This is a genomic window from Fibrobacter sp. UWB13 (assembly GCF_900177805.1).
GTDB lineage: Bacteria > Fibrobacterota > Fibrobacteria > Fibrobacterales > Fibrobacteraceae > Fibrobacter.
The window spans coordinates 624,369-641,614 of sequence record NZ_FXAX01000001.1 but is presented as its reverse complement, the minus strand read 5'-3'; the positions used below and the strand labels follow the sequence as shown (position 1 = coordinate 641,614).

Below are 17,246 nucleotides of genomic sequence, written 5' to 3'. Positions count from 1 at the left end.
GGATCCTTCGACTTCGCGCTTTACGGGCGGAGTTTATCCCGGACTTATTCCGGGACTCAGGATGACACGTCGTGTCACTTCTTCACATGCCTATGATACTCTTGGAGGCTGCACACTTCGAATCTTCCGAAGTCATGCTTGTCCATGAGACCTTCAACGGTAGAGGTGAGGGCGGCGATGGTCGTCGTGATAGGAATGCCCGAGACAACGGCCTTGGAGCGCATCTGGATTTCGTCGACCATGGCTTCTGCGCCAGTTTCGGTGGTGTTCACGATCCACTGCACTTCCTTATCGTGGATAAGGTCGAGCAGGTTCGGGCGGCCACGGGAGATGCGGAACACGGCGCGGGTCTTGATGCCTTCGTTGTAGAGCATCGTAGAGGTGCCGCGGGTGGCGTAAATCTGGTAGCCCATGTCCACGAGGCGCTTGATGAGCGGAACTGCCTTCTGCTTGTCTTCGTCCTTGAGCGAGACGAAAATGTTGCCCTGGCTCGGGACCTTGTTGCCCGATGCCAGCTGGCTCTTGAGGTAGGCAAGGCCGCGGTCGCGATCGAGGCTCATGACTTCACCAGTGGATTTCATTTCCGGAGAAAGCGTGATGTCGACGCCCGGGAACTTGACGAACGGGAAGACAGCTTCCTTGACGCTCACGTAAGGTACGCGGACTTCTTCGGTAAAGCCAATCTGTTCGAGCGTTTCGCCGGTCATGCAGCGTGTTGCATAGCTTGCGAGCGGCACGCCGATGGACTTGGAAACGAACGGCACCGTACGTGATGCACGCGGGTTCACTTCGATCATATAGAGTTCGCCATCCTTGACGGCGAGCTGCATGTTCATGAGACCGACAACGTGGAGTTCCTTTGCAAATTCCTTGGCGAATTCACGGACCTTGTCCTGAATTTCCTTGGAGAGAGTCATCGGCGGGATAACGCTGGCGGAGTCACCAGAGTGGATGCCTGCGGGTTCCACGTGTTCCATGATAGCGCCGATAACGGTGTGCTTGCCATCGCTGATGCAGTCCACATCGAGTTCGGTTGCGTCTTCGAGGAAGCGGTCGATGAGAATCGGCTTGCCTTCGCCAATGGCGGCAGCTTCTTCCACGAACTTGCGAAGGTACTTTTCCTTGTAAACAATCACCATGCCGCGGCCACCGAGAACGAAGCTCGGGCGCACGAGAACCGGGTAGCCGATCTTATCGACAATGGCGAGGGCTTCTTCGACGTTGTGTGCAATGCCGCTTTCAGCCTGCTTGATGCCAATCTTGGTGACGAGCTGCTTGAAGAAGTCGCGGTCTTCGGCGAGGTCGATGTCTTCGGGGCTTGTACCGATGACATTTGCACCAGCCTTCTTGAGACGCATAGCAAGGTTCAGCGGAGTCTGACCACCGAACTGAACAATCACGCCCGCGCACTTTTCGCGTTCGTAAATGCCCATCACGTCTTCGAGCGTAAGCGGTTCAAAGTAGAGCTTGTCCGAAGTATCGTAGTCGGTAGAAACCGTTTCGGGGTTGGAGTTCACCATGATGACTTCAAAGCCGTGCTTGCGGAGCGTAAATGCAGCGTGGCAGCAGCAGTAGTCAAATTCAATACCTTGACCGATTCTGTTCGGACCGCCGCCGAGCACCATGATACGCTTCTTGCTTTGGTGACCCGGAATTTCGCGGACAGGTTCGGTATTGTCGGCGTAGCAGCTGTAGTAATACGGCGTGATGGCTTCGAATTCGCCGGCGCAAGTATCGACGGAGTAGTAGCTCGGGACGAGACCGATCTGCTTACGCACACCCATGACTTCTTCCGGAGTCTTGTGGAAGAGGTAACCGATCTGGATATCGCTGAAGCCGAATTCCTTGGCTTGGCGGAAGAGTGCCTTATCCTTGGCGAGGTTTTCGATAGAACCTGCAGCCGTGATTTCGTCTTCGAAGCAGGCGAGTTCTTCGAGGTGACGGAGGAAGTAGCGGTCAATCTTGGTGACTTCGTAAAGTTTTTCGATGTCCCAACCGCGGCGGAATGCTTCGTAGACTACGAAGATGCGTTCTGCACTCGGGCGTGCGACTTCCTTGGCGAGTGTTTCGTCGTCATATTCCTTGAACTTTTCGCACTTGGCGCAGGCCCCGAATCCGCCGAATCCCGTTTCGAGAGAGCGGAGAGCCTTCTGCATAGCCTGCTTGAAGTTCGTACCGATTGCCATGGCTTCGCCCACAGACTTCATCTGGGTGCCGAGTGTGGAATCTGCCTTCGGGAACTTTTCGAATGTGAAACGCGGAACCTTCACGACAACGTAGTCGAGAGCCGGTTCAAAGCAGCTCGGAGTAGATTGCGTGATGTCGTTGCGGAGTTCGTCAAGCGTGTAACCCACAGCGAGAAGTGCTGCAATCTTTGCGATGGGGAAGCCCGTTGCCTTGGATGCAAGAGCAGAAGAACGGGACACACGCGGGTTCATTTCGATGATGATGCGACGGCCGGTCTTCGGTTCGATAGCCCACTGCACGTTAGATCCACCGGTTTCCACGCCGATAGCTTCCATGACCTTCAGGGAGTCGTCACGCATGGCCTGGTAAGCGCGGTCATCAAGGCTCTGGATCGGAGCGACCGTGATGGAGTCACCCGTATGAACGCCCATCGGGTCGAGGTTTTCAATGGAGCAGACGATAACGGCATTGCCCTTCTTATCGCGCATGACTTCCATTTCGAATTCTTTCCAGCCGAGGAGCGATTCTTCGATAAGCACTTCGTTGTTGAGCGAGGCGTCAAGACCGCGGTTCACGATGGTTTCGAATTCTTCTTCGTTGTGGGCGATACCGCCACCAGTACCACCAAGCGTAAAGCCCGGACGGATGATCAAGGGCCAGCTTCCGATGGTGTGGGCGATAGCGGTTGCTTCGCTCATGGAGTGTGCGGAACCGGAGCGGGGGAGGTCCAGCCCGATCTTGAGCATGGCTTCCTTGAACAAGTGACGGTCTTCGGCGCGCTGGATGGATTCGGCTTTAGCACCGATGAGTTCCACCTGGTAGCGGTCGAGAATGCCGCGTTCGTTGAGTTCCATGGCGAGGTTCAAGGCGGTCTGGCCACCGAGAGTCGGGAGCAATGCATCGGGGCGTTCGCGACGGATGATTTCGTGGAGAATATCGACGCTCAGCGGTTCGATGTAGGTGCGGTCAGCCATTTCCGGGTCGGTCATGATGGTTGCCGGGTTGGAGTTCACGAGCACCACTTCGTAACCTTCACGACGGAGCACCTTGCAAGCCTGCACGCCGGAGTAGTCGAATTCGCAGCCCTGGCCAATCACAATCGGGCCAGAACCGATGAGCATAATCTTCTTGATGTCGGTACGCTTAGGCATTCTTGCCTCCCTTGAAATCTTCAATCATCTTCTTAAATTCTTCGAACAAGTACATGGAATCGTTCGGACCCGGGGCAGATTCCGGATGGTACTGCACGCTGAATGCCGGGAACTTTTTGTGGCGGATGCCTTCGACCGTATTGTCGTTCAGGTTGATGTGCGTGACTTCGACATCGGCGGGGAGAGACGTTTCGTCAATGGCGTAGTTGTGGTTCTGTGACGTGATTTCGACAGCGCCCGTCAAGAGGTTCTTGACCGGATGGTTGCAGCCGTGGTGGCCGAACTTAAGCTTGGAAACCTTAGCACCGAGAGCAAGGCCGAGGAGCTGGTTACCAAGGCAAATACCCATGAGAGGGATCTTGCCGAGGAGCTGCTTGACCATGTTGTAAACCTGCGGGAGGCTGTTCGGGTCGGCAGGGCCGTTGGAGAGGAACACGCCATCCGGCTTCTGTTCCATGATCTTTTCGTAGCTCATGCCAATCGGCATGACCGTGATGCGCAGGTCCTGAGCGGCGAGGTTTCTCAAGATGTTCGTCTTGATACCGAAATCGAGAGCGACAATGTGGTACTTGCCTTCGTTATTGAATTCGTAGCCGTTCGGGTCACTCACCTTGCTCGCGTAGTCCTGACCATCGAGGCCTTCCCAAGCCTTTGCCTTTGCGATTGCTTCGGCTTCGGTCATCTCCGTGTCTTCGACGTGGAGGTAAGCTTTCTGGGCGCCGTGCGTGCGGAGGTGGAGCGTGAGGGCGCGAGTATCAACGCCTGCAATGCCAGCCTTCTTCTGGGCGAGCATGTAATCATGAAGCGATTCTTCGTTCAGTTCCTTGGAAACCCAGTCGAGGGAGTTCACGACAATGCCATTCAAGAAAACCTGACGGGATTCGGACTTTTCAAAGTTCGTAGCGTAAGCGCCAACTTCGGCCGTGGTGAAAACCACGAACTGACCAGCGTAAGACGGGTCGGTCAAAATCTGCTTGTAGCCAGCCATACCTGTGTTGAACACGGCTTCGCCGACGGTGTCTTTCTTTTCGCCAAAGGCGTAACCGTGGAATACGGCTCCGTCAGCCAAGGCTATAAAAGCCTTGCGCTCGCGCTTTGCTTTCCATTGAAATTTTTCGTTCATGATTTACTCGTTGCTATAGTTAAAAGGCTGTGTATAAAAAGAAAGGCAAAAGCTAAATGCCTTTGCCTTAAAAATAAAACTCTTAAAAAAATGAATAGTCTTGTCAAAAACTGAAACCCAACCGACCTTTTTGTGGGCCGAAACTGCTTCCTTGAAGGCGAGTTCGAAGTCGACAAGTTCCATTCTTTTCATCGGGGGCTAATTATAGTAAATTGACAGGTTTACGACAATCCATTATTTAAGATTTTTTGCTTTTAATTTTTCTCGTCTGCGGCTTTGAGGAGTCCGAGGAAGAGCGGTGCCGGGTGAATCAGCGAGGACTTCAGTTCAGGGTGGAACTGGCAGGCCATAAAGTAGGGGTGGTCCGTGAGTTCCATAATCTGCATAATGTCTTCGTTGGCAGCTTTTCCGGAGAAAACGAGCTTTTGCTGGTTTGCGCCGGTCGGATCGCCCTTTTCAATCTGTTCGACATATTGCGGGTTCACTTCGTAGCGGTGGCGGAAGCGTTCGCGGATGGCGGTAGAACCGTAAACCTGGGCGGCAAGGCTGTTTTCCTTGATGACGACATCGTGACCACCGAGGCGCATCGTCGCACCCAGATCTTTGATGTGTTCCTGGCCGGGGAGGAATGCAATGACCGGAACTTCGACGTGGTTCGTTTCGCTTTCCATTTCGACCGTACCTGCGCCCTGCATACCGCAGACGTGGCGTGCAAATTCCACGACGGAGAGCTGCATGCCATAGCAGATGCCGAGGAACGGAATCTTGTTTTCGCGCACGTAGCGGATAACCTGAATCTTACCTTCGATACCGCGGCTACCGAAACCGCCCGGCACGATGACTGCATCGACGCCCTTGAGAGCCGTTTCGACAGAGACTGTACCATTTTCAATTTTCTCCGTATCGACCCAGCGGATGTTGGCATGCAAATCCAAATGGGCGGAGGCGTGCGTAATCGCTTCGACGACGGATGCGTAAGAATCTTCTAGGGCAAGGTACTTGCCGCAAATGGCAACGGTAAGCGTCTTGCGCGGATTTACAGAATTGCGCTTGAGAGCGTCCACGAGCTTGCTCCACTGATCAAGTTTCGGCGGGGCGTAAATGCCAAGCGTCTTGGAAAGAATCTCAGGAATGCCTTCGGCATCGTAAACGAGCGGGCATTCGTAAACGTGCTTCACGTCAATGCCCGAAATGATATGGTCTGCCGGCAGATTGCAGAACAAGCCGATTTTTGCCTTGAGGTGCGGCTTGATATATTCTTCGCAACGACCGATAACAATTTCCGGGTAAATGCCGAGCTTGTTCAAGTCACGCACAGACATCTGCGTAGGCTTAGACTTCTGTTCGTTCACACCAGACGGAATCGGAACGTAGGTGAGGTGTACGAAAATGGCGTTGTGGTCGCCAACTTCATGGCTCAACTGGCGAGCGGCTTCGATGTAGAACTGGTTTTCAAGGTCGCCCACGGTACCGCCGATTTCAATCAACAGCACATCGGCTTTTTCCTGATTTGCAATTCTGTAGAACTGTTCCTTGATAAGGTCGGTCACGTGCGGGATGAACTGCACCGTATGGCCAAGATAGTCGCCGCGGCGTTCCTTCTCGAGGATCATCTTAAAGATGCGACCCATCGTGAGGCTCCAATCTTTCTTGGCGGTCACGTTCAAAAAGCGTTCGTAGTGGCCGAAGTCCATGTCGCATTCGCCACCGTCATCCAAAACAAAAACTTCACCATGTTCGGTCGGGTTCATCGTGCCCGGATCTGTGTTGAGGTAACCATCACACTTGACCGGAACCACCTTCATTCTAGCAGAAAGCAGCGCCCCGATGGACGCTGCCGCTACCCCTTTGCCGAGTCCGGAGATGACGCCTCCGGTGACGATAATAAACTTAGTCTTTCCGTTGTATCTATGCTGTAATGCCATTTTAATTTTCCTAATTTACACAAATTGTAATTCTTTTTGTCGCTATAAGCAAAAGACGTGCCAAAAGTGGAGATATGGCGATTTTTGCGAATTTTCCGATAACGGACGCAAACTCCACACGAAAATATTTTACATAAAATGTAAATTTTCAATTTTGTTTTACATTTTATGTAATCACAACTTACAAAAAAAGAGCGCGCATTTCTGCACGCCCATTTATAGATCCCGACACAAAGCAGGAATCTCTATGTCTTATTACTTCACAACCTTGTAGGTCTTATCGCCAACGATGACGAGGAAGTTGCCTCTGCTATTGATGCGGACTTCTTGCATGGCGGAGCTTGTCTTTGCAGACTTGAGCACGCGACCATTGAGATCCGTAACAGCGAACTTGGTGCCAACCACAGCGTTTTCAATAACGATGGCGCTATTGGTAGACCAAACTCTCACAGCGTTGTTCAACTTAATCTTGGACCCAATGGCGATGGTTTCCGGCTTTGCGCTAACCTTGTAAAGCTTGCAAGATTCGAAAGCGTAGAACGTGGTATCCTTTTCAATCTTCACGCCACAGTATTCGCTTGCTTCGACAGACTTTTCTTCGACGGTCGGCTTCGGCTTCCAAATCTTGAAGTTACCGCTCAAGTGGAGCATGGCGAGGTAGTGGACCAAGCCATCATAGTAGCGGTACTGACCGGTCATGAACTTCGTGTCCCAAGCGTTCTGGAGATTCTTCTTGATCTTTTCTTCAGAATCAGCAGTGCTTCTCAAAGCGATGGCGGCAACTGCGTTTGCACCGGCTTCGCCCTGCGTGTACTGTTCCTGCGGATTGGAACCATCCCAGTTAAAGCGAGCGTGCTTGTAGCCGTCCTTTTCAAAGAAATTGATGATGCGATTTGCCATTTCAATTTCTCTGGTGGAGTCAGCACCGAACAGGTAGTAGTCCATACCGAAGTTCATAGCGCAACGCATGGCGTCGTACATGTACTTGGTGGAGTTGGAGTTGTAAGAATAGGACTGCGGCTGACCGTTGAAGGAGCTATAGTCGGCGAACAAGCCTGAGCTCGTGTTAGAAGACTTGTAAAGGTGATCGCGAGCAGCGGTGACTGCCTTTTTCCACTTGTCAGTATCCTTTTCTGCCCAGCGGGAGAAGAGTTCCAAGTAAGCAGGCAAGTCATAAGACGGGTCAGAGAAATCGTTTCCGTTGCCGAGCGGCTGGAACACGATAATGTAGTTGCCCTGGTTAAAGAGCTTGTGGCTTGGGTTGTTCCACATCTTGTCCATGATGTACAGAGCGTCTTTTCTGTACTGATCATCGTCCCAGCGGTTTGCTGCGAACAAGAGTGACATCATAAAGTACATTTCGCCATCAGGTGCGCAGTTGTCGTCACCGCCCATGCCGTTGTCACCACGCTGCCAGGCAAAGTAACCGTCCCAGTCACCACCCTTGTGCCACATGTGGTTCTTGGCCCATTTCCAGAGCTTGTCAAATTCTTCTTTGTGACCTGTCTGCACGGCAATCATCATGCCGTAAGACATACCTTCGGAGCGAACGTCGTTGTTGTTGATATCCTTGATGTAACCTTCGTTACCATTGTCGAAGAACACCTTGGAATTGTTGTCGCCCTTAAAATAGTGTTCCCACATCGCATCCATTTTTTCTTTGATTTCTGCGTCGGTCTTGCCCAAGTAGGTCTTGAACGGGCTTTCATAGTTGCCGGTGTAATATGCGCCGTTGAACTGGGAACCATCTTTTTCGCAGTCCGGGCCGTAGTAAGCGCCGTTTTCATCAAAGAAATTACCTGCGGTATCAGCTGCAGTGGCCATAGCGGCACTGAACAGCAAGGAAAGAGAGAATGCACAAAGTTTTGTTGATTTCATGAAAACAATTATATTTTCATTTCGCCACTTTTTATAGTGGTTTAGACAAAATCCCGATGTAAGTTTTTACAACAAAAAGAAGTTTAGCAAAAAAATCACCCGCCTTTCGACGAGTGATTTTGTCTTCGGTTTTGATGTGCTTAAATCATTAGTAGATGAACAACATCTCGCGGTACTTCGGAAGCGGCCACTTTTCGTCCGGAACAATCTTTTCGAGAGAGTCCACAACCAAGCGGAGGTCGAGCATACCGTTCAAGATATCTTCGTGCTTGGAGGCGAGAGCCTTTTCCATCACTTCGATAGCTGCGAGCAACTTCTTGATGCCTTCGCCAAGCGGCTTGGCGTAAGAATCGAGAGCCGGGAAGCCCTGGTTCAGAGCCATTTCGTTTGCCTTGAGAGCAGCGGAGTAAGCTTCGATAGCCTGCGGGAGAATGATGTCCTTCGCCATGTCGCGAGCGATTTCACCTTCGATGTGAATCTTCTTGTGGTAGTCTTCCATGTTGACTTCGTAGCGGGAATCGAGTTCGCGCTTGTTGAACACGCCGTACTTTTCGAAGAGGGCGACGTTTTCTTTCTTGGTAAGTGCCTGGAGGGCTTCCATGGTAGTGCGGGTGTTCGGGAGGCCGCGCTTTGCAGCTTCTTCAACCCATTCGTCGGTATAGCCGTTGCCGTTGAAGATAACGCGCTTGTGTTCCTTAACGATCTTCTGGAGAAGGTTCTGGAGTTCTTCGTGGAACTTGTCTGCAGGAACGTCGGCAAGCTTGTCTGCAATGATGTCGAATGCTTCTGCAACAATCGTATTGAGGATAACGTTCGGTTCAGAGCAGCTCTGGCTAGAACCCGGTGCACGGAATTCGAACTTGTTGCCTGTGAATGCAAACGGAGAAGTACGGTTACGGTCCGTAGCGTCACGCGGGAGCGGCGGGAGAGTGTCAGAACCGAGCTTGAGAGCGCCAGCCTGCTTGCTGGACTTCGGATCGCCCTTTTCGAGCTGATCGACGACATCAGCAAGCTGGTCGCCGAGGTACATGGAGATAATTGCCGGAGGAGCTTCGTTTGCTCCAAGGCGGTGGTCGTTACCAGCGCTTGCAACAGCCATACGGAGCAAGTCAGCGTGAGTATCGACGGCGTAAATCACAGCGCAGAGCGTGGTGAGGAAGATGGCGTTCTGGTGCGGGTCCTTGCCCGGGTTCAAGAGGTTGGTCTTACCATAGTTCACAGACCAGTTGTTGTGCTTACCAGAACCGTTGATGCCTGCAAACGGCTTTTCGTGGAGGAGGCAGACGAGTCCGTGGCGGTCAGCGACCTGACGGAGGACTTCCATAATCTGCATGTTGTGGTCGCAAGCGAGGTTCACTTCTTCGAACATCGGAGCAAGTTCGAACTGAGCCGGAGCGACTTCGTTGTGGCGGGTCTTTGCCGGAATGCCGAGCTTCCAGAGTTCCTTTTCCACATCGTTCATAAAGTTCAAAATGCGAGACGGAATGCTACCGAAGTAGTGGTCTTCCATCTGCTGGTGCTTAGCCGGAGCGGCACCGAACAAGGTGCGGCCGGCCTGGTAGAGGTCCGGGCGCTGGAGGTAGAAGCGCTTGTCGACGAGGAAGTATTCCTGTTCGGCACCGAGCGTGACGGTGACCTTCTGCTGGGCGACTCCGAAGAGACCCATGAGACGGTCGGCGGATTTCTGCAAGGCCTGAATGGAACGGAGGAGCGGGGTCTTCTTGTCGAGTGCTTCGCCAGTGTAGCTGCAGAATGCGGTCGGGATGCAAAGCGTTGCGCCGTTGCCGTGGCGCTTGATGAAAGCCGGGGAAGTCGGGTCCCAAGCGGTGTAACCACGAGCTTCGAAAGTAGAACGGAGACCACCGCTCGGGAAAGAAGATGCGTCCGGTTCGCCGACGATCAAGTTCTTGCCGCTGAAAGCGAGGATAGCCTTGTCGCCTTCGGGTTCCAAGAAAGAGTCGTGCTTTTCGGCAGTGGAACCGGTAAGAGGCTGGAACCAGTGAGTAAAGTGAGTAGCGCCGCGATCAAGGGCCCACTTTTTCATGCCGTGTGCAACTTCGCCAGCGATGCTCGGATCGAGCGGTGCGCCATCGTCGATAGTTGCGAAAAGCTTTTTGCAGATGTCTTTCGGCAGGTAAGTGCGCATGGCGTCGGCGTTGAAAACGTCTTCACCATAAAAGTCGATGTTTGCGGGGGCTGCGGCCATGTTTGCGCCGGCGGCTTCGCTCGCGATTTCCTTGATTGCTTTTAATCTATATGCGTTGCTCATTTGGCAAACTCCTTATTGTTTTTTGTTTTTCGCTGCCCTATTTGCAAAAAACGTGCCAAAATGGAATTTGAATGATTTTATGCGAAAAATGTGTAATTTGCGGGTTTCTAGCCCTCTTTACAAAAAACGATGTTTTTCAAATTTTGGAAAAACGAATGTTAATTTACAGAAAGTGTAAAAACAAGGTGTAAAATTGCGCTTGAACTAAGCCTTTTGTCGCCCACATGCACTTTATTTGACAAAAGTCTTTACAATTCATAATTTTGGCGTAGAAAAGTAAGCTCGTACAGCGTTTTTTTCCATGAAAATTTGGCTTTTTTTGTTAATTATATCAATATTATGGGGAGCTTGTAGCAATAGCAGTAGCTCGTCCAACGATATTGTACCCGACGTCGAACCCGAACCTGAAAGAATGGAGGGCATGCAGGTCATCAAAGGCGGTGATCTGGTTTTGGGGAGTAACGAATCTTCGTTCAGAGCTGCTGAACGCCCCGCTATGAAAGTCCATCTCGATTATGAATTTTATTTAGATGTTCACGAAGTTACTTGCGGGGACTATCGAATTCTCGCGAAAAAAGGCAAGGTGAAAGACTTTGGCGAACGCGCAAACGATGAGCTGCCGTTAGCCAATGTTACTTACTTCGACGCCGTTCTTTATGCGAATGCCAAGAGCGTAGAACTAAATCATGATACTGCTTACACGTACACAAAAGCAACTTACGATACCGAAGGCCATTGCACAAATCTAGAAGGTTTTGCGTTCCATCCTGATGCCGATGCTTTCCGACTCCCGACAGAAGCAGAGTGGGTTCTCGCGGCATCACAAGGCTGGAATCCCAAAGAAAAAAGCTGGAATTCTGATAATTCTGAATTTCATGCGCACCCCGTCTGTACTGCAGGGAAGGATTCTTTAGGATTTTGCGACTTGGCAGGAAATGTAAAAGAGTGGGTAAATGACTGGGCGGGGATGTTCCGCGACACGACTGTTACAAATTATGTCGGTGCTCCAGATGGTGGCGCTGTTGGGGAAAGAGTTTTAAAAGGCGGATATTATTCAGACCGCGCATCAGAAATAAATTTGGTTTCCCGTGGCGATGATTACACCGTAGAATCCTCATCTCATGCAGAACGAATTGGGTTCCGACTCGCTTTTGGAAAAATTCCATCTCCGACATGGCTTGATGATAATGGCAAAGTGCAACAGAGCATAGTCTCTCCGCTTGCAAGCGCGACAGCCTTAAAATCTTATACGGGAACGTACAACACGATTCTCGCTTTCAGAAACGACATTAGCGGGAATCTTGCTTACATCAATTACAATGACGGAACGTTGTCCGTTACAGAAATTGAAGACACTTTGGAAGTTTACCATCCCGATATTTCGCCTGACGGAAAACATGTAGCATTCTGCACTCGATTTGAAGGTATTGCTGGAGAATCCCGCCTTTACGTTCGCGACATGAACGCAAACGGTTCAAATCTTGTAAAGCTCGATGTTCCAAGCGCTGCTATTCCGCGTTGGCGCGTTGTAAACGGCGACACGGTTATCGTTTACGTCACGGATGCTGGCAACAACAAAGACGAAACCGCATTTGCAGCGACGAGTACGTGGCAAGTCAAATTCGCAAATGGCAAATTTGGCGTCCCAGAAAAACTTTTCGACGGAGCTTATCACGGCGGCGTTAGCGAAGACAACAAACTCGCTGTTACAGGTGCAAGATTGTTGCGTGCCCTCTTTGCGGATTCTGGTTCTGACATTACACAAAAATCGAACTCTACTATATGGTACAATGACGAACAAGCTTGCAATGCGTCCCTAGCACAAGACGGTAGCAAACGCACCGCATTCCTTGATTTTGCAGGAAAAACCGGGACTGAGTTTGTCGGAACTCCATACGCCACGCACGAACGCATCCTTATCGCCGACAGCAATGGCAAATTGTTGCAGAGCGTCAAATCTCCTGATGGCTATACATTCGATCACAGTGAATGGGCGACTGATGGGGAACGATCCAACATCGTAGCGACTCTTGTCAATAAAAACGGAGCTCACACGAAAATCGTGCTTGCAAACCCTACCGACAATAGCATTTTGGAACTTGCCGAAGGCGATGAACTCTGGCACCCCAATTTATGGGTGAAAAAAGTCTTCAAAGCACCGAAGGACACTATTCCGCAAGATACCGTAAAAAAGGATTCCATTCCCAAAGACACCATTCCTAAGGACTCCATCCCCAAAGATACTGTTAAAAAAGACACCGTTAAAAACGATACACTTCCTAAAGATACGTTCCAATTGGATCCGGACAGTGCGGGAATTTACTTTGTCCCGGGTACGTCTGAAATAGCTGTCAAGTGGCGCTATAAAATTGATTTGCTTTGGCATCAATACGACTCGCTAAACACAGTCATTCTCGGATCTTCGCGTGCGCTTCACGGCGTTATCCCGTCGCTTTTCGATCAAAAGTTCAAGGCGCTCAATATGGCAAATTCAAACAGCATGCTCTATTGCGCAAATTTCATTTTTGAAAACTACGTTCTGTCGCATGTCAGCCACCTCAAATATATCGTCATTTCCGTTGATATGGATATCTGGTTCAATTCGGCGCCCAACAGCTTCTTGTTAAACAACCACCGCAATTATCCCGGCTACGCCTATGACGAGGACCATAATTATTGGAAGGATTCTGTTCCGAGCAAGCTTGCTGAATACACGAGAAATTCTCCAGGATATTCCAAGTTTGAACCGCTATTGAATACCATGGGTTACGAACAACTTGAAGCTGCAGGGTGGGGTGATCCTAAAATTTGGACAGATAGTTTGTGGCTGAATCGCTATTCCAACCTTTATTACGACAACTTTAATTTATTGAAAACGATTATTGAAGAATGTGAAGCGCGAGAAATTTACGTCATTGGCGTCATCTTCCCGCAGAACCCCGCATACAAAAATACCGGTGCGCTCGGATTCCACGGAATACAGAGGAGCAAGGCTCCCGCGCTTATCAAGGAACTCGCCGATTTACACGATGAACACCCCAACTTTGTCCTTATGGACGAAAACAAGATGGGGGAGCACGACTACACCGACGACATGGCTTTTGACTGCAACCATCTAGCCCACGAAGGGGCTATTCAAATGACGAAACGTCTGGATTCTCTTTTGCAAACTTTGCCGTAAATAGCCCGCGAAACTCCATTTTGTGGCTCTGTCGGGCCAGGCCGTACTTTGGGGTCGAAACTGCGAAAAAGCTGCGAAAATGCCCCTCTGGCTCTGTTAGGCCAGGCCGTATAGCTGCGAACATGCTGCGAAGTCGGAACCGGCCGAAATAGCCTAAAAACATCGGTCATGCAGCCGAAAAACAGTTTTGGAAGGGCTTACAGATTGAGGATTTTTTGCTAGCCGGGCACAAGTGTACAGTTTAGCCCGACAGAGCCGTTTTTATTAGTGTCTTTCTGTTCACTATATCTAGCCCGTCAAAAATAGTCCATCACCGTTTTTAGGCTAGAATCGCCATATTCGCGTTTTGGAGCACTTCTGGACTCGCGAAACATAGTCCAAATAGTTGAACATGGTTTTAGCCCCAAAATCAGCCTAGAATCGCACCGTGGAATCACAAATAAAGTCTCTTTCGATAGTCCTAAAAAGACCGCCAGAAGCAACGAAAAAACGGGCTTTTACACCCGTTTCGTAACCCTGGAAAAAGCTCGTGTCCACTATTGTATATAATGATATGACTTACTACTTATTCTACTATTTACGAAGTTTCTTATCCGAGATTCGCTCAACGAAATAGACTGAGTCTGATTTGTCAGCCTTCATCAAGGCGAACATCAGCATATACGCCGCGGTTCTGTCAGTGAACCTTTCCAAGATTTCATATCCGTTGCCTTCCGGCTTGCGAACCTTGCACACGTTATAAATCCACATTCTGACGACCTATTTTTTATCTAAAGAAGATGTTTAGCTTTTAGCAGTTTTTCATATTTAGAGATTCTGCATTATTCGAAATAATGGTGAGCATGTATGCAATCAGTAGATAATCCGTAAGTTATTCAACAGCGTCTAACAATTTTTTGCAGTAATCTTTTTCTGGGGTACTGGTTTCTTTTTCGCTGTCCAAAATGCCATATTCATCATACTTGGAAATTTTTATGTAATAGTTACCACTCCAATCTTTATTTCCAAGACAAAAAACAGATTTGATTTTTCGCTCACCCATGCAAGTCCAGGTAAAATCACCTGTCATCATAGCTTCTGTGAGATAGGCATGAAATTTTTCGTAATCACCTTTGTTTAGGGCGGCGGCAGCTTATTTGTCCGTTTTTGTCGGCAAGGCAATGAGGTCTTTACAATAATTGACATAGAACCCTGAATGACCATCTATCTTTGCATAAAGATATTGCATCCTTTTTGCAGGCATGGTGACTGTGACAAAACCTTTTGCTTTATCTTCGCACCAAAATGCTCCTGAACTGTTGAAGCAGCCGTTGGGAGCTTTTGCTTTTTCCCAGTCTATGTCATCGTAAGGATGCGCAAACGCCATTGAGATGGCGCATATAAAAAGAAATGAAACGATAAATTGCTTTGACATATTCAATAAAATAGCAATCTGACCGTCTATTTTGTTGGTGGTGCTAGCGGTTGTGGTCCGGGCGGAGCGTCTAAACGGCAGCTGAGTGCATGTGTTTGCAGAAAGTGAACATCATGAGGCAAAATCGGAGTCATTTTCCTTGTCGCACTCTTCTACTGGCCTTGGTAGTTAGGCTTTGTCAGGTCATTTTCGCAGCGTTTTGGCAGTCTTTGTAAAAAAGTACGAATTAGCCTGACAGAGCCAACGGTCACAGAACCTATTTGCCTTTATTCAAAATCATCCTGCTTATTTTTCTTCCAACAGGTAATCCAAGATTTTTACCAGCAATTCGTTGGCGGGGCCCATGGCGGTCTTACCGGCAATGCGGATGTCCTTCGGGTTTTGAACGTAGTCAAAACCTGCGGCAATGCCTGCCTTGATTTCGTCGTCGCCGTTCTTTAACATGCTTTCCATGGATTCGGGCGTGGCTTCTAGATGGAACTGCAATGCGATTCCGCTGCCGATTTTGAATGCCTGATTCTGGCAGGCTTCACTAAAGGCGAATGGTTCTGCAATGCCCGGTAGTTCTGGAATGTCAAAGGTTTCGCCATGCCAATGGAAAACGTCCAGGCTTTCGGGCAAATTCATTTCTTCGACTGCATCGCCGGTGAAGGTGACGGGGAACCAGCCGATTTCCTTTTCGGGATTTTTCTTGATGGCCGCGCCAAAGGCGCTTGCGATCATCTGGGCACCGAGGCAGATTCCCAGAAGGGGCTTGCCCAGCTGCACCATGTCGCAGCAAAGTTCTTTTTCGCGAACAAAATGAGGGTACTTTGTTTCGTCCAGAACGCTCATGGGCCCACCCATCAAGATGGCGAAGTCCACGTCGTCTTCATGAGGAATGGGGTCGCCGGCGTAAAGGCGCACGATATGAACGTTGTGCCCCTTGGCCTGCAGGTAGGGGAGAATCGCTCCCGGACCTTCGTATTCAACATGCTGAAAAATATAGGTTTCCATAACCGCAAATATAAAAAAGACCCGCGATTTCTCGCGGGCTAATTTTTTGAGCGGGCGGTTTGCCTGCCGAAAATTACTTACCGAATTCGCTAGTCGGCTTCATGACCTGCCACAGCACAGCCTTGTGTGCATGCAAGCGGTTTTCTGCTTCTTCGAAGCTCATGTTCACGTCGAGATTGTCCATCACGGAGTCCGTGATTTCTTCGCCGCGGTGAGCGGGCAAGCAATGGCTGACCTTGCAGTGGGCCGGCGCGGGCATAGTAGATGTCGTCAAACGTTTCGTCGTTCCAGCCGTTGATGCAGGTCACGAGCTTGATTTCTTCTTCGGTGGCGATTCCGTTCTCAATGAGGAAATCCATCTTTTGTTCGAGGGTCATGGCGTCGCTCCTATTACTTGAGAAAGTCGGTGAAGGTTTCGGTTTCAATGAGTTTATCCCAGAGAGCGCCCATGGAACCGGCGTGGCCCCAGTTGTTTTTTTTTGTTTGTCTGGAATGCCATCAGCCTGGCTTCGATTCTCTTGACGATTTTGAGGGCTTCTCTTTGGCGGCCCTTGGTGACCTTGATTACTTCGGAATTTTTCATGTTGCACTTCCTTGTGGGGCTCTGTCAAGCCAAACTGTATTTTTTTACAAAATTGCATGGTCACTGCATTCCAACTGTTTTTAGGCTGCAAAAATCACCACGGCTCTGTCACACCAAATCGTATGGCTGTAGAAACGCTGCGGAAACCAAAAATGGCCAAAAAAGTCTAAATTCTGCAATTCTGTAGTGAATAAACAGCTTCGGAGGGGCTTACGAAACCGACATTTTTTGCTATGGCAATGGAACCGTATAAAATGACTTGACAGAGCCGTTTTTATGGCTCTGTCAAGCCTTTTTATATAGCTGCGTGGTTATTTCCGAAAAACTGCGCCAACGCTGCGGTTTTAGCCACGGCTCTGTCAAGTCTGGTCGTACGGCTATTTTTTGGCTGTGGTTATGCTGCGGCGCCGAAACCTAAAAACTACCTAAAAATGGCGTTTTTGAAGTAAAAATGCAGTTTTCTAGGGGCTTACAAATTGAGAAAAGTTTGCTAGCACCTACTTTTTATACGGATTGGCTTGACAGAGCCATTTTACACT

12 protein-coding genes are annotated in these 17,246 nt (G+C 49.7%); 1 reads left to right on the top strand and 11 read right to left on the bottom strand.

What is annotated here, in order from left to right; translation table 11 throughout:
* Nucleotides 1–74: 74 nt before the first annotated feature.
* From carB to B9Y77_RS02740, 5 genes are all read right to left on the bottom strand, one after another.
* Complete coding sequence (gene carB / locus B9Y77_RS02765; RefSeq protein ID WP_085490382.1) at nt 75–3,338, bottom strand: carbamoyl-phosphate synthase large subunit; 3,264 nt, start codon at nt 3,336–3,338, stop codon at nt 75–77.
* On the bottom strand, nt 3,331–4,461 hold the full coding sequence (gene carA / locus B9Y77_RS02760) for a glutamine-hydrolyzing carbamoyl-phosphate synthase small subunit (protein WP_085490381.1): 1,131 nt from the start codon (nt 4,459–4,461) through the stop codon (nt 3,331–3,333). The genes carB and carA overlap by 8 nt, the downstream gene beginning before the upstream one ends.
* A gap of 254 nt (nt 4,462–4,715) precedes the next feature.
* The gene (gene pyrG, locus B9Y77_RS02750; protein WP_085490380.1) at nt 4,716–6,386 is read right to left on the bottom strand and encodes a glutamine hydrolyzing CTP synthase; all 1,671 of its coding nucleotides are present in this window, start codon (nt 6,384–6,386) and stop codon (nt 4,716–4,718) included.
* Between the two features lie 255 nt (nt 6,387–6,641).
* Nucleotides 6,642–8,264: a glycosyl hydrolase family 8 gene (locus B9Y77_RS02745; RefSeq protein WP_085490379.1), complete on the bottom strand. Its 1,623-nt coding sequence runs from the start codon at nt 8,262–8,264 to the stop codon at nt 6,642–6,644.
* A gap of 148 nt (nt 8,265–8,412) precedes the next feature.
* Entirely contained in the window at nt 8,413–10,533 is a 2,121-nt protein-coding gene (locus tag B9Y77_RS02740) for a glutamine synthetase III family protein (RefSeq protein ID WP_085490378.1), read from the bottom strand.
* Between the two features lie 301 nt (nt 10,534–10,834).
* On the opposite strand from B9Y77_RS02740, the gene B9Y77_RS02735 reads away from it, so the two are divergent.
* Entirely contained in the window at nt 10,835–13,714 is a 2,880-nt protein-coding gene (locus tag B9Y77_RS02735; RefSeq protein ID WP_085490377.1) for a TIGR02171 family lipoprotein, read from the top strand.
* 573 nt (nt 13,715–14,287) lie between these two features.
* On the opposite strand, the gene B9Y77_RS15870 is transcribed toward B9Y77_RS02735, so the two are convergent.
* From B9Y77_RS15870 to B9Y77_RS15865, 6 genes are all read right to left on the bottom strand, one after another.
* Nucleotides 14,288–14,464, bottom strand: a complete 177-nt coding sequence (locus tag B9Y77_RS15870) for a hypothetical protein (RefSeq protein ID WP_176221699.1) — start codon at nt 14,462–14,464, stop codon at nt 14,288–14,290.
* 121 nt (nt 14,465–14,585) lie between these two features.
* Nucleotides 14,586–14,786 (bottom strand): hypothetical protein, encoded by a 201-nt coding sequence (locus tag B9Y77_RS02730; protein ID WP_139829244.1) that lies wholly within the window; start codon nt 14,784–14,786, stop codon nt 14,586–14,588.
* Nucleotides 14,787–14,846: 60 nt separating this feature from the next.
* Complete coding sequence (locus tag B9Y77_RS02725) at nt 14,847–15,128, bottom strand: hypothetical protein (RefSeq protein ID WP_139829243.1); 282 nt, start codon at nt 15,126–15,128, stop codon at nt 14,847–14,849.
* 285 nt (nt 15,129–15,413) lie between these two features.
* Nucleotides 15,414–16,124: a type 1 glutamine amidotransferase gene (locus B9Y77_RS02720; RefSeq protein WP_072830128.1), complete on the bottom strand. Its 711-nt coding sequence runs from the start codon at nt 16,122–16,124 to the stop codon at nt 15,414–15,416.
* 73 nt (nt 16,125–16,197) lie between these two features.
* Nucleotides 16,198–16,398 (bottom strand): hypothetical protein, encoded by a 201-nt coding sequence (locus B9Y77_RS02715; protein WP_235002942.1) that lies wholly within the window; start codon nt 16,396–16,398, stop codon nt 16,198–16,200.
* Nucleotides 16,399–16,554: 156 nt separating this feature from the next.
* Complete coding sequence (locus B9Y77_RS15865) at nt 16,555–16,707, bottom strand: hypothetical protein (protein ID WP_163442696.1); 153 nt, start codon at nt 16,705–16,707, stop codon at nt 16,555–16,557.
* Nucleotides 16,708–17,246 lie beyond the last annotated feature (539 nt).

What these genes read in the sequence shown, in the direction of transcription:
- B9Y77_RS02740 (WP_085490378.1), bottom strand. Translation starts at nt 10,533, where the DNA reads ATGAGCAACGCATATAGATTAAAAGCAATCAAGGAAATCGCGAGCGAA.
- B9Y77_RS15870 (WP_176221699.1), bottom strand. Translation starts at nt 14,464, where the DNA reads ATGTGGATTTATAACGTGTGCAAGGTTCGCAAGCCGGAAGGCAACGGA.
- carB (WP_085490382.1), bottom strand. Translation starts at nt 3,338, where the DNA reads ATGCCTAAGCGTACCGACATCAAGAAGATTATGCTCATCGGTTCTGGC.
- B9Y77_RS02720 (WP_072830128.1), bottom strand. Translation starts at nt 16,124, where the DNA reads ATGGAAACCTATATTTTTCAGCATGTTGAATACGAAGGTCCGGGAGCG.
- B9Y77_RS15865 (WP_163442696.1), bottom strand. Translation starts at nt 16,707, where the DNA reads ATGAAAAATTCCGAAGTAATCAAGGTCACCAAGGGCCGCCAAAGAGAA.
- pyrG (WP_085490380.1), bottom strand. Translation starts at nt 6,386, where the DNA reads ATGGCATTACAGCATAGATACAACGGAAAGACTAAGTTTATTATCGTC.
- B9Y77_RS02725 (WP_139829243.1), bottom strand. Translation starts at nt 15,128, where the DNA reads ATGTCAAAGCAATTTATCGTTTCATTTCTTTTTATATGCGCCATCTCA.
- B9Y77_RS02735 (WP_085490377.1), top strand. Translation starts at nt 10,835, where the DNA reads ATGAAAATTTGGCTTTTTTTGTTAATTATATCAATATTATGGGGAGCT.
- B9Y77_RS02730 (WP_139829244.1), bottom strand. Translation starts at nt 14,786, where the DNA reads ATGATGACAGGTGATTTTACCTGGACTTGCATGGGTGAGCGAAAAATC.
- carA (WP_085490381.1), bottom strand. Translation starts at nt 4,461, where the DNA reads ATGAACGAAAAATTTCAATGGAAAGCAAAGCGCGAGCGCAAGGCTTTT.
- B9Y77_RS02745 (WP_085490379.1), bottom strand. Translation starts at nt 8,264, where the DNA reads ATGAAATCAACAAAACTTTGTGCATTCTCTCTTTCCTTGCTGTTCAGT.